Source organism: Parabacteroides sp. PM6-13, assembly GCF_029892605.1.
Lineage (GTDB): Bacteria > Bacteroidota > Bacteroidia > Bacteroidales > Tannerellaceae > QVMG01.
This window is the reverse complement of sequence record NZ_JARXWF010000001.1, coordinates 344,387-357,849: the sequence shown is the minus strand read 5'-3', so window position 1 is coordinate 357,849 and position 13,463 is coordinate 344,387. Positions and strand designations below refer to the sequence as shown.

The following is a 13,463-nucleotide window of genomic DNA, read 5'->3' as shown; positions in this document are numbered from 1 at the left end:
GGTGAAATTCTTTATAGATTAATCCAACTCCTTTTTCATTTTTTCGGGATTTTGGCGGCTGTCGAAGACTGAAGCAATGAATACGATTTCACTCTCTACCCAGTAAAGGATCTTGTAGTTTCCTTCGACCAGGTAGCGAAATTCTACACTCATATCTTTCAGTAATTCTTCCCGTTGTCCCGCCAATGGGTGGTTGGAAAGTATCTTTGTTCGGGATTGTATTTTGTCACGTATTTTTTTGGCAGTACGTTTGCTTGCAACTTGCACAAAGTAGTTATATATTTCTCGTAGTTGCTTTACGGCAGGTTTTGTCCATGTGACTCTCGCTACCATTTAGTCATCTCTTTTTCGAGATCCTCCTGCGAAATAACATCTCCTTGACGAGCGGCGGTTATTGCTTGTGCTGCCATTTCGCGGTATTCCTCTACAGTCATTCTGCGAGGTGTGTCTTCTGAAATGAAAACATTCTTCACACCTCTCATCAAACGTAGGGCATCAGCAATGGCATCCGCATTTCCGTTGGTGTCTATGTCTACTATTAACGTTTTCATATGTAATCTCTATTAGTTTATTGACAAAGATACAAAATGCTCTGACAGGAAGAGATATTTCATGTATGTTTCTGAGGTGCTATTTCCTCCCCCGTAGCATATGTCGTTTGCCGGGAGGGCCGGGGAGGCGTTCCATTTGGAAGCCGGCGGTTTGCAGGTTGCGGCGCACTTCGCCTTTGGCGCAATAGGTCACCAAGAGCGCACCCGGCGATGCTGATGCATAGAGTTTTTCAAACAAGGGAAGATTCCACATCTCCGGCTGTTTTTCGGGCGCAAAGGCATCGAAGAAGATGAGGTCGATCCCTTCTGGTAGCTGACAGTTGTTAGCGTCTCCCTCCATCTTATAAAGCGAAAACCGATCGGTGATGGCTACCGATTCTTCCCAAGGTGTCCGGTGCAAAGCCATGAAAAGATCTTTCTTTTGTGGTGCGACCGCGTTGGCGTAATTGAGTTCTTCGATCAACTTCTCTTCCAGCGGGAAACGCTCGATGCTGTAATAATCTACCTCTTTGCCGGAGGCAGTGGCTTCGCACAATGTTAGAAAAGCATTCAATCCCGTACCAAAACCTATCTCCAGTATGCGGATCCGCTGTTGTGGCATCTGCTGTAGTCCTGCCTGAATAAACACATGGGTCGACTCCTGAATAGCTCCTTTGGTGGAATGATAATGCTCATTCATAGAGGGGATAAACAACGTATGGCTGCCATCTTCTGTCTCTGTAAGAATTCGTTCTTGGGAAATCATGCGACAAAGATAGTATTTTCTTCATAGTTACGATTTTAAAGGCAAATGTGTTGATTCATATAAAATATTCTTACATTTGTGTGACTATATATATTACTATTGATTAATGTTTGAATCTAAAAGTGTGATAAAACGTTCTGTAAGAGTGTTTTTACAATTCGTAATCGTTTGTCTGTTTTGGGGACTTTGGTTTCCTCTTAACGTGTGGGCGGATGATACAAAACCGATACTGATTATCAGTTCCTATAATCCGGACACCCGGAATATGTCTGCCAATATCGCAGAGTTCATGGAAGAGTATAATCGTTTGGGCGGGAAAGCTCCGATAGCTTTGGAGAATATGAATTGTAAGAGTCTGCCTGAAGCATTGAGATGGAAGGATCGGATGAAGCGTTTATTGGAAAAACATACCGGCGAACGCGAGCCGGGTTTGATCCTGATTCTCGGGCAAGAGGCTTGGTCGTCTTATATTTCGCAAGACGAGATCCCTTTGAAAGATGTGCCTATAATTTGTGGGATGATCAGTCGCAACGCGATCATTCTGCCGGATTCGTCGTCATTCACCGCGGAGGATTTGAAGACGTGGGAGCCGGAGTATGTCGATATCCAAACGTATGAAAGTGAATTCCCCTTGACGGGTTATTTATATTCCTATGACGTAGAGAATACCTTGGAACTGATCAATCGTCTGTATCCCGAGACGGAGCATATCGCTTTGATTACCGATAATACTTACGGGGGGATTGCGCTTCAGACTTTTGTCAAGCAAGAAATGAAGCGTCTGAAAGGATATAACCTGATACTGATCGACGGGCGTGTGAACGGTATCTATGATAATGTGGAACAGATCCGTAACCTGCCAGAAAATACGGCGATCCTGATGGGAACCTGGCGAGTGGATGTGAACGACGGTTACTTTGTGGGCAACGCTACCTACACTATGATGAGCGCCAACTCTTCCATTCCTACGTTCACCCTGACGGCGGTCGGTTTGGGACACTGGGCGATCGGTGGATATATCCCGGACTACGACAATCGCAATATGGGGAGAGACCTGGCAAAGCAGGCCTATGACATTCTTTCCGGAAAGGTAGATCGTGAAGGGTTAAAACCTGAAATCGTACCGAGTGTTTATACCTTTGACGCTATTAAATTGAATGAACTGGGCATTGACAAGAATTTATTGCCCCGTCCTTATACGTTGGTCAATGACGAAGAGAACTTCCTATCGAGATACCGCTTTGAAATTCTGATAGCCCTGGCAGCGGTATTGAGTCTGTTCCTGATCATGGGTATTATTTTCTTCTTACGCATGAAGCGAATGAAAGACAGCCTGGTGGATTTGCAGGAGGACAATGTGCTTATTATGAATAATATGCAATCGTCGATCCGTTTCATTAAACCGGACTTTTCCGTGAAATGGCAAAACCAGATCGATTATCCCTGCAGTCCGCAATATGGTCCGGACAACTGCTTCCTATCGGAGGATGCGAAATTGCCTTATTGCGACAGATGTACGGTTGTGAAGGCTATGGAAACGGGAGAAACGGTGGAAGTAACCCGCGATTGTAACGAAGAGGGTGTTTATATTCATGTCTTGTCGACTCCTGTTTTTGATGATAACGGCAATCTCTTGGGTGTCGTATTCAAGAAAGAAGATGTTACCGGACAGAAGGCAGTTGAGCATGAGTTACGTCAGGCAAAAGAAAAAGCAGAAGAATCAGACCGTTTGAAATCGGCCTTCCTGGCGAATATGAGTCATGAGATACGCACGCCGCTGAACGCGATCGTTGGTTTCTCGGGCTTGTTGGCTGTGACCGAAGACGAACAGGAAAGGATGGAGTATGTTAGCGTGATCAATGCCAATAATGATCTATTGCTGCAGCTGATCAATGATATTCTTGACTTGGCTAAGATTGAGGCCGGTACCTTGGACTTCGCGTATGGCGATGTGGATATCAATCGTTTGTTCTCAGACATCGAACAATCGGGCCGTCTGAAGGTGAAACCGGGTGTGCGCCTGGTCTTCGTCGACAAACAGCCTGATTTTAGGATCTACACAGATAAGAACAGACTTTCCCAGGTGGTGAATAACTTCATTAATAACGCTGTTAAGTTTACGGACGAAGGCAGCATCACGTTCGGCTACCAGCTTCGGGAGGGGGAAATCTATTTCTATGTGAAAGATACCGGTTGTGGTATGTCGGAAGAGGGAGCTAATCAAGTATTCACCCGTTTTGTGAAGTTAAATACTTTCGCTCAGGGAACAGGTCTCGGCTTGTCTATTTGTGAAATGATCGTTAAGAGGATGGATGGAGTGATCGGGGTCGATTCCGAATTGGGCAAAGGCTCTACCTTCTGGTTTACATTGCCTGATAGCATTATCCGTTCGTCAAACGATTTCGACGATCCGATCCTGGTCGAAGAGAAAAAACCGACTCATCAGCCGGTGCAGAAAGCGGAAGGTAAACGAATGAAATTATTGATCGCTGAAGATAACAGCAGTAATTTTATTCTTTTCCGATCGATGCTGAAAGACTTTGAGCTTTATCATGCCCACGACGGTGTCGAGGCGGTACGACTTTTCAAAGAGAATAATCCGGATATTATCCTGATGGATATCAAGATGCCGAATATGGATGGCTATGAAGCGGTGGCTGAGATCCGTAAACTAAACACGACGGTTCCGATCATTGCCGTGACGGCGTATGCCTTTGGTGATGACGAGCGGCGGGTGAAAGAGAGTGGTTTCAACGACTACCTGGCGAAGCCCATCAATCCGGAAAAGCTATTAGATCTCATCGATGCTTACCTCTAACTATAAGAAGAAGCATTGATTCCTACATTTTATTAGAGCAACTGTTCGATCTCTTCCCAACGGAGATGGGCCAATGGGTTATTGTCTTGCACGAACGTATCGAAGAGTGCTGTCTTCGTCTCTTGCAGGTGAAGGATTTTTTCTTCGATGGTCTGGGAAGAGATAAACCGGAAGGCAATCACTGTCTTGTCTTGGCCGATCCGATGCGCACGGCTTAACGCCTGCATCTCCGCGGCGGGATTCCACCAGGGGTCGATGACAAACACATAATCGGCCGCAGTCAGGTTTAGCCCGGTCGCTCCCGCTTTCAGGGAGATGAAGAAGCAATGCGTGTCTTTCTCCCGGTTGAAGCGTTCTATCTCCCTTTCTCTTTGCGTGGTCTCTCCCGTAAGCATGGCATACGCCCAGCCTTCCCGGTCGAACTTTTCGGCCAGTAACTTCAAATGTTTCACATACGAGGAAAAAATAAGCACCTTGTGACCGTTTGCTTTCAGGTTTTCGAAGAAAAGGATGATTTGTTCGAATTTGCCGGAGTCTTCCCGGTAGGCGGGATCGATCATCTGTGGGTGGTTGGCCAGTTGGCGTAGGCGGTTCAATCCCTCCAAGGCGATGAAGGTGTCTTTTTGTCGATCGGGATTCTCTTTTGCTTTCAATAGGGTATGACGGATCCGGTTGGCTTCGGCGTTGTAGAGCTCCTCCTGCGCGTCCGTCATATCGCAATAGATCACCTCTTGAAGCAATGGTGGCAATTCGGGTGTAACCTCTTCCTTCGTGCGGCGAAGCATAAAGGGCGAGATCAGTTGGCGCAGTTGCTTTTCCCGCTCTTCGTTTTTCTCTTTGAGCATCTTTTGGATATACTCTTTCTTGAAGAAGGAGAAGCTGCCCAATAATCCTTCATTGATGAAATGAAACTGTGCCCATAAATCTTCCAGGGAATTCTCGATCGGTGTGCCGGTCAATACAAAACGATGATCAGACTGCAATCGCTTGGCCGCTTTATAGGAGACCGAAGCAGGGTTCTTTATATATTGACTTTCATCTAAGAGAATGATCTGAAACGGATAATCGGCCAGGTATTCAATGTCGTTGCGCATCGTGCCATAGGAGGTGATGACCACTTCGAAGCGATCGAATATCTCCCGAACCGAGTGAGAGCGCATTCGATTGGCACCGGCATAGACAAAGACCCGCAACTCGGGTGCGAACCGCTTTAGCTCGTTTTTCCAGTTGTGCAATAGCGAGGTAGGGGCTACCACCAGGCTGGCGGGCAATGCGGGGCGGAAGGAATCGAACAGGGAGAGCTGTCCGGTTGTCGGCGCGGCACTCTTTCGACCGGCTTCAGCATAGACCGATTGCAACAGGGTGATCATCTGCAGTGTCTTACCCAGTCCCATATCGTCGGCCAGGCATCCTCCGAACTGGTGGTGATAGAGGTGCGACAGCCAATAGAAGCCCTCTTGCTGGTAGGGACGTAGTTCTGCCTTTAGTTGGGCGGGGAGGGGAGGGCGTTTCGCCGGGATCTCTAAGATTTCCCGGAGTCTCTCCTGCTTGTCTGTTGGTATCTCCTCCATTATGGCGGAGGTTACGACCCCTAGGTGTATCTTTTTCAGTTGCAGACGATCGTTTTTCTCTTTGGCATACCGAAACAGATCGGTGTATTTCACAAACCATTCATCCGGCAAGAGCAGGGTGGTCTTGTCGGGCAATAGGTATTCTTTTCTTCCCTCGAGGATATGCTTGCGGAAACGGCTGAAGGGGATGCGAAACTCTCCCGCGATGATTGTGATGTTCACTTCAAACCAGTCGATCTTCTCTTCCAGATCAGATTCTTTGTGTATTGGGCCGATGTAATAGGTTTGCTCCCCGATCTGCTCCAATTCAAAATAGTCCTGCAGCAATACCTCTTTCTTTTGATAGAGCCATTCAATCAGCCGGTAAGGATCTTCTTTGGGCAACGTTGTGTAATGGTTAATCCCCTCTTTCTGTAGCCCTTCGCGGAGTAATAGGGCGGCCAGATGCTCTTCCCATATCTTGTCGCGCTTATACCACTCGATGGCAACCTCTCCCTCTTGCTCCTTTAGTTCGATTACCTTTTTGGTCTTGTCGTCCGGAAAGAAGATCCGGTTTCCGTTATAGAGAAAGGAGAGCAGTAATACGTAGTCTTGATTGAGATCCTTCTCCAGCGTCAGCCTGGCTAAGCGTGTGGGGCGGATCTCGGAGAAGGGGATGCCTTCGATGCGTACATCGTATTTCAACAGGGTTTTGGTGACGAAGTTGCGTATATACATCTTCTCGGATGATGCCGGCACGCTGATGTATTCTTTGGTTAGAAAAGGCTCCAGCTTCTTGGAATCGATATTCTCAATCGTATGGATCTCCTTATCGAGCAACACCACGGCGGGTTTGTTGCTCAACACGATCGCCCGCTTTCCCTGTAGGGTGATCTCCTGCTCTTGGTTGGTGAGCGAAATGAAATAGCGCAATCCTGCCTCCGTGTCTTTCACAAAGTGAAAGCGGCAAGAGGTCGTGTCGCGTAAGATGTCGATTTCATTTTGCACAAACAGCGTATTGTTCGAGAAGTCTGTTCGTATGAAGGCGCGTATGCCGGTCTGTATGGCCAATTGGGTGGCTTTGTGGTTGACCTGTTCGATCCGGGGATGGATATAGCGTTCGAGGGTCTCTTGGGTCAGCTCTTTGTGAAACTCCGTGATCGATTTCTTCCGCGAGTAGTGCTTCATCAGGTTCTGGTCGCTCACCTCGTTGACCTGCCGGATCAGCTCTACCCATTCCGTGGCGCGTCCCTCTTTCTCTTCCTGGTCGGCATCGGGGCTTCCCAATATGCGCATGCTGCCACTTTCTGTCCTTTCGGCAGAAAAGACAGCATATTTCCAGCCGAAATAACGGTGGGCATACAATACTAAAATAAGTTCATCCCTATTCATTAATCTTTGCCTTCGATGCTAAAACCTATCCAGGTAGGTCGGTCTCCGGGGGTTAATAATCCTCCCGGTATTTGTTCTCTTCCCGGTCGGAAAGGATGCTCAGGTAGCTTTTGTAGCGTGATTCGCTGATGCGCCCTTCGCGAATGGCTTCTAATACGGCACAGCCCGGTTCGTGGCGGTGAGTGCAGTTGTTGAATCGGCACTGGGCAGATTCCTGAAATATCTCCCGAAAATAGTGGGAGATCTCCGCGTCTTCCATATCGAATGTGCCGAATCCCTTGATGCCCGGAGTATCTATCAGGTAGCCTCCTTCGGGTAGCTCGATCATCTCGGAGAAGGTGGTGGTGTGCATCCCTTTGTTGTGGTATTCCGAAATATCGCTGGTGCGCAGGTTTACGCCAGGTATCAATTTGTTAATGATCGTCGATTTCCCAACACCCGAATGGCCGGATAGCAGGGTTGTTTTGTCTTTTAGTTCGGCCTTAATCACATCAAAGCCTTCCTCTGTTTTGGCACAGAGGCGGTAGCAGGGGTAGCCAATCGATTCATAGAGTTCGATCAGCTCTTCCATACGTGCTAGGTCTTCTCCCCGGTAGCGGTCGATCTTATTGAACACAATGCGCACAGGCACCTGATAGGCTTCGGCAGTGGCCAGAAACCGATCCGTGAATATGGTCGTGGTGATGGGAAAGTTTACGGTAGCGATCAATATCGCCTGGTCGAGATTGGCTCCGATGATATGGGATTGCTTCGACAGGTTGGAGGCGCGGCGAACAATATAATTTTTGCGGTCTTCGATCTCCCGGATCATGCCCATGCCTTCGTTGTTGATGTCGATATGCACCCAGTCACCAACCGACACAGGATTAGTGCTCCGAATCTCTTTCAGTCGGAAATTACCTTTGATTTTGCTTTCGATATCCTGTCCGTCCTCCGTCCGTACGGTGTACCAGCTACCGGTGTTTTTTATTACTAAGCCGCGCATTTTTTTGAATGATGAATGAAGAATGATGAATTGGAGCGAAGCGGAAATTCATCATTCTTCATTGTTTAATTCTGCCTGACAGAATTAAACCGTCATGATTTCTTTTTCCTTAGCTGCATACAATTCATCCGTTTTCTTGACAAACTTATCATGGATCTTTTGTACTTCTGCTTCGGCATCTTTCTCTACATCTTCGGGCACACCGTCTTTCACACTTTTCTTGAGCAGGTCGATGGCGTCGCGACGGGCATTGCGGATGCTGATCTTCGCATTCTCAGCCTCCTGTTTTGATTGTTTAGCTAGCTGGCGACGACGCTCTTCTGTCAGCGGGGGAATGCCGAGACGGATGATCTCCCCATTGTTTTCCGGCGTGATACCTACATCCGAGTTCAGGATCGCCTTTTCGATCTCTCTGATCATCGGCTTTTCCCAGGGAGTGATAATGATTGTCTTCGCATCAGGCGTATTGATAGAGGATACATTGCTCAGGGGAACCAGTCCTCCATAGTAAGGCACACGCACCCCGTCCAGGATCTTCGGATTGGCTTTGCCAGCGCGGATATGCGAGAGCTGTTCGTCCAGATATTCGATAGCTGATTGCATTTTTTCTTCAGCTGCTTTTACATACTGCTTAATATCTACCATAAGATTAACTGTTTATATGTTCTTTTCGATTCAATTTGATTCTGTTTTCTGGTAAACAAAAGTAGTAAAGATTTTCAACTAAACAAATTAAGCTTTTGATCTGTTCCATGAATATACTAACCTACAAAAAGAAAAAGAGGATGAAGAAGATAGTTTGTTTTGCCGTAATGGCAATTGCATTGGTCGCGTGCGGTACTACCCGTTCGCTCGATCTGAGAAAGCTAACGACAGGCATGAGCAAGGCACAAGTGGAACAGTTGGCCGGTTATCCCAACCGAATGATATCCTTCAAAGAGACCTCCAACGGGGTGCAGGAAGTATTGGAATACCAGACCGCACAACGCGAGGTGTATGCCCTGGAATTTTGGAACGACTACTTAGTCGGTTATGAATATCTTTATGAAGATGTTACTTATGTGGCTCCGGTTAATCCCCCTGTTCATTATCCTCCTTATGGACGCCCCATCTACATTGCACCAAACCGCCCAAATCGCCCTCGCCCGGGAGAGGGAAATGATCGACCTTCTAATAATCGACCCTCGCATGATCGACCCTCAAACGATCGCCCTTCGCATGATCGTCCGTCTGATGTCACCCGTCCAACCACCCGACCCTCTATTGGCAGTCGTCCGGTTGGTACTCAACCTTAAGAAGACTGATAAAGCGAAACAAATCCCTGAAACATATATGGTTTTGGGGATTTCTCTTTTTAAGGTAACCATAAAAAGCCAAACTACGGAATTGTTTTACGCCAAATTGCGGAATTATTTTACGCCAAATTGCGGAATTGCCAAAACGATGTATATCTTTGCTACAGACAATTAGAATAACAAAATGAAAAAATATAAGCAAAGAGTAGCAGACCGTGTACTAGCCAAAAAACTGGCAGGAAAAGGTGCTGTATTGATAGAAGGCCCCAAGTGGTGTGGAAAGACTACTACTGCAGAACAAATTGTTAAAAGCATTCTTTATTTATCTGATCCTGCAACCAAAAGCCAGAATCTTTTGATGGCAGATATTAATCCTCAACTCTTGTTGCAAGGTGAGACTCCACGCCTGATTGACGAATGGCAATTAGCTCCTAAACTATGGGATGCCATGCGTTTTGAAGTAGATCATCGGGATAAGATGGGACAATTTATATTAACAGGATCTGCTGTTCCTCCTGATACCAAGGAAATTAGCCATACAGGTACCGGACGTGTAGGGTGGCTAATGATGCGCCCCATGAGTTTGTACGAATCAGGAGAGTCTAACGGTCAAATCAGCCTGAAGGATTTACTCTCCGCCCCGGAACAAATTATAGCCGAAAATACAATGTCCATTTCTGATATTGCCTATGTAATATGCAGAGGTGGTTGGCCAAAAGCTACAGATTTGAAGGGTGAAACAGCCTTGGAGCAAGCCTTTGACTACTACGAAGCTGTTGTCAAGTCTGATATATCGCGGGTGGACGGTGTAAGTCGAAACCCCGAACGAGTTAAGCGTTTGATGCGTTCTTACGCAAGACTTCAAGGTGCACAAGCACCTCTGAGTACAATTCTACAAGACCTGGAAGCCAATGAATCTACTACAATGGATGATAAAACATTGGCCTCTTACCTAAATGCCCTGGAAAACATATTTGTCATCGAAAATGTTCCGTCATGGAATCCCAATCTGCGTTCAAAAGCAGCCATTCGCACATCAGATACACGTTATTTTATAGATCCTTCCATCGGGACCGCTGCTTTAGGCTTAGGTCCCAATGATTTAATAGCGGATTTGAATACGCTTGGCCTCTTCTTCGAGACGTTGTGCATGAGAGATTTGCGTGTATTTGCAGATACGCTGGACGGGAGCATTTATCATTATCGGGATAAAAGTGGATTAGAGTGTGATGCTGTTCTTCATCTTCGTAATGGCTCGTATGCGCTGATTGAAATAAAATTAGGAGGCGACAACCTAATCGAAAGTGGAGCAGAAAGCTTAAAAGCTCTTTCCGATCGAATAGATACAGATAAAATGAAACATCCTGCATTTCTGATGGTACTTACCGCTATCGGGAAATATGCATATAGAAGAAAAGATGGGGTTTATGTCGTTCCCATTGGTTGCTTGAAAGATTAGCATGTGAGAGAATATGAATTTTGAAAAAACTGTTTATAGGATTTATTTATGCCAACAAGTAAAAATGCGCAGTTGCGTTACGGGAACATGTCAGTCTGCCTTTTTTTATTCTCACCCGCATGAGAATTTTTTCTCACGCGGGTGAGAATTTTTTTTGCCCTGCCAAAAAGGGGTGACAAAAACAACGATTTTGTCGCTTACACTTTGTATTTTGTGATTGATTTCAAATCAGAAGGGGTAGCCTACGGCCAGGTGCCAGGAATATCCTCCTTCTTTGAAAGGATCTACGTTGAAATAGCCCTTTTTCTCGGTGGCGTAGGGGACATGCAAGCCCAGTCCGACATCAAAGCGGATCAGTAGGAACGAGAGGTCGTAGCGTAGTCCCACCCCGGTGCCCAGTGCCAGATCGTTGAAGAATTCGCTGGCTTTGAAGGTGCCGCCGGTGCGATCGTCTTCGCGAGCCGCCCATATGCCGCCGGCATCCAGAAAGAGAGCTCCCTCCAGGTCGCCCACCAGGCGCACGCGGTATTCCAGGTTGGCTTCAAACTTATAATCCCCTGTCCGGTCCACATAGGTATATGGATTTGTTTTGGCATCGGCATAATAACGCCCCGGACCGATCGAACGTATCGTGAAGGCACGTACGCTGTTGGCTCCTCCGATATAGAATTGCTCGTTGTAAGGAGCCACCCGTGAGTTGCCATAGCTATAGATGCCACCCGCCATCAGGCGACCAACAAGGCGGTTGTTTTTATCAATCCGGTGGTTATAGCGAAACTCGGTGGTTGCTTTCACAAACTGTGCGTAGGGGCTACCGAATAGGTTTTTCCCCTCTTTATTGAAGTCGTTTCCGGCGATAGCGCCTATACCACTGATGATATTACCTGCCTGTGTGAGTGATGCCATCCAGGAGAAATAATGGCGTTTGGAGACCGTCGCGTTATCGTAGGTGAACATATAACTCATGGCCGGTACAAACTGATCCTGTAGGCTTAGCCAGAGCGAAGGATTCTCATCCGCTTTCTCGATAAAGAGATCTGTCGGTTTCATTTTGTTATAGTTCAGACGGAAGGGAGTCACCTGGTGGCGCGTGGTTGGCGTGGGACGGAAGTCGTACCCCATGCTTATCCCTAAAGAGGTCATGCGGAAGAAGCGTGCCCGGTTTATCAGGTCGGCACTCAGCTTAAAGACCGTGGTGGATGGCCTCACCAGGTCGCGGTACACAAATCCCGGGAAGAGCACGAAAGGCATGGTCAAGGTGGCATTGGCACCAATCTCGTAACTGTTTATTTTTGTGCCCTCGTTGCGGTTGCCCGTTTGCCATTCGTAAGACCCTTTCACCTGAAATCCCAATAGCTCCCCACCGTGGAACGCATTCCGGCGGGTGATCGAGAAGATAGCCCCCGGCCCGATATAGTCATTGCTCTTTGTGCTGGCATTTACCTCTAACTCGCCATCATAGGGATAATCGAAGACGGTATTGATGCGTACATCCAACTGGTTGTTTTGGTTGTAGATCGCGCTTCGGCGGCGTAGGCTGTCTAACCGTTCGTCTCCTCCCTGCAGGTCACGCACGCGTCGGCGGTACTCCCCCTGCCCGGTGGTGTCGCGCGAGGCTGTTTGCCGTACGGGCGTATATTGAAATTCGGCATATCGGAATACGTTCAGGCGCGAAAGCCCGGTTTGCGTGCGTTGTTGTTCCTCCAGGGTGTAGAGATCGCCCGGCTTGAAGCGCAAGCGGCTGTAGAGAACCTCGGGACGAAGTTTCAGTTTCCCTTCGTAATAGATCGTCATGTCCTTGTATTGGATCGAATCGGTCGGTTCTTCGTTGTCGTATCCGTTCATATACACCGATATATGCCCGATGCGATAGGGGAGCATGGCATTGTAGGGTATCCCTTGTTTGCGCATCACCCGCAGCCATACCTTGCCCGGTGTCTGCAATGTATCCGCCTCGTAGACCACATATTCCGGACGGTAATAATAGAAACCGTTGTTGCGCAACAGGGAAGAGATGCGTTGCCGCTCGTTCTCCAGACGGATCACATTGAACTGATCCTCCTTGCGCAACAGGCTCTCGTGGCGATGGGCGTTGATCAGTGTATCAGCAAAATGGCGCATGCGCATATACTGAATGCTGTCGTAGCGGTAGGCATGATTCATCTCCACCCTGTAATTGATTTTCGCCTGCAGCGAGTCCTTTGCGTTGGGGAGTATCTCATAGTGGACGTTGCCGTCGAAGTAGCCATTCTCGCGTAACATATTCCGGGCAACGGCAACGCGCACATCGGGATTGACCGTATTGATCAGAACCGGCTTGGCCGCAAACTGATCGAATATCCATTTTCCTACCCCTTTTTGGTATTTCTTAAATCCATTGTATATCCATAATCCGAAAGGGATAGGAATGCGTGTGGTTGAACTACCGAACAGGGCATTGTTGGGGGCGTAAGCCAAGGCGCCTTCCACCTCCTGCATTGCCGCGTCGCCTTCGCGCGACGGATCGGGATCGACCACCTCCGTGGCTTTAATGCCTGTATAGAGCACCTCTCCTTCGGGTAGATGTTTGGTGACCGAACAGGAGGTGAACAAGCCTCCTCCCAGCCCCATAAGGAGAGGAAGGATAAAGATAAAGAGCTGATATGTCGTATTCTTTTTGATCATCCTG

Annotated in this window: 10 protein-coding genes; 3 read left to right on the top strand and 7 right to left on the bottom strand. The window is 47.6% G+C overall.

Annotation, left to right across the window (positions count from 1 at the left end; translation table 11 throughout):
* Positions 1 to 18: 18 nt before the first annotated feature.
* The 3 genes from M2134_RS01385 to mnmD all read right to left on the bottom strand — a co-directional run bounded on the left by M2134_RS01385 (position 19) and on the right by mnmD (position 1,296).
* Entirely contained in the window at positions 19 to 333 is a 315-nt protein-coding gene (locus tag M2134_RS01385; RefSeq protein WP_280749611.1) for a type II toxin-antitoxin system RelE/ParE family toxin, read from the bottom strand.
* Positions 327 to 551, bottom strand: coding sequence for a hypothetical protein (locus M2134_RS01380; RefSeq protein WP_280749610.1), 225 nt, complete (start codon positions 549 to 551; stop codon positions 327 to 329). The genes M2134_RS01385 and M2134_RS01380 overlap by 7 nt, the downstream gene beginning before the upstream one ends.
* Positions 552 to 630: 79 nt before the next feature.
* Positions 631 to 1,296 (bottom strand): tRNA (5-methylaminomethyl-2-thiouridine)(34)-methyltransferase MnmD, encoded by a 666-nt coding sequence (gene mnmD / locus M2134_RS01375; protein WP_280749609.1) that lies wholly within the window; start codon positions 1,294 to 1,296, stop codon positions 631 to 633.
* Positions 1,297 to 1,402: 106 nt separating this feature from the next.
* Between mnmD and M2134_RS01370 the strand changes: the two genes are divergently transcribed.
* Entirely contained in the window at positions 1,403 to 4,114 is a 2,712-nt protein-coding gene (locus M2134_RS01370; protein WP_280749608.1) for a response regulator, read from the top strand.
* A 32-nt stretch (positions 4,115 to 4,146) separates the two neighbouring features.
* Here M2134_RS01370 and M2134_RS01365 read toward each other — a convergent pair whose 3' ends face one another.
* The 3 genes from M2134_RS01365 to frr form a co-directional block, all read right to left on the bottom strand.
* Positions 4,147 to 7,056 carry a DEAD/DEAH box helicase gene (locus M2134_RS01365; protein WP_280749607.1) on the bottom strand — a complete coding sequence of 970 codons (2,910 nt, stop codon included), beginning with the start codon at positions 7,054 to 7,056 and terminating at the stop codon, positions 4,147 to 4,149.
* Positions 7,057 to 7,108: 52 nt separating this feature from the next.
* Positions 7,109 to 8,041 (bottom strand): ribosome small subunit-dependent GTPase A, encoded by a 933-nt coding sequence (gene rsgA / locus M2134_RS01360; RefSeq protein WP_280749606.1) that lies wholly within the window; start codon positions 8,039 to 8,041, stop codon positions 7,109 to 7,111.
* Between the two features lie 84 nt (positions 8,042 to 8,125).
* Complete coding sequence (frr, locus tag M2134_RS01355; protein WP_280749605.1) at positions 8,126 to 8,686, bottom strand: ribosome recycling factor; 561 nt, start codon at positions 8,684 to 8,686, stop codon at positions 8,126 to 8,128.
* A gap of 140 nt (positions 8,687 to 8,826) precedes the next feature.
* Between frr and M2134_RS01350 the strand changes: the two genes are divergently transcribed.
* Positions 8,827 to 9,336, top strand: a complete 510-nt coding sequence (locus M2134_RS01350; RefSeq protein ID WP_280749604.1) for a hypothetical protein — start codon at positions 8,827 to 8,829, stop codon at positions 9,334 to 9,336.
* Between the two features lie 184 nt (positions 9,337 to 9,520).
* A complete protein-coding gene (locus tag M2134_RS01345; RefSeq protein WP_280749603.1) occupies positions 9,521 to 10,795 on the top strand; it encodes a DUF4143 domain-containing protein in 1,275 nt (424 codons plus the stop codon).
* A gap of 228 nt (positions 10,796 to 11,023) precedes the next feature.
* Here M2134_RS01345 and M2134_RS01340 read toward each other — a convergent pair whose 3' ends face one another.
* Positions 11,024 to 13,459, bottom strand: a complete 2,436-nt coding sequence (locus M2134_RS01340; RefSeq protein WP_280749602.1) for a BamA/TamA family outer membrane protein — start codon at positions 13,457 to 13,459, stop codon at positions 11,024 to 11,026.
* Between the last annotated feature and the right edge of the window lie 4 nt (positions 13,460 to 13,463).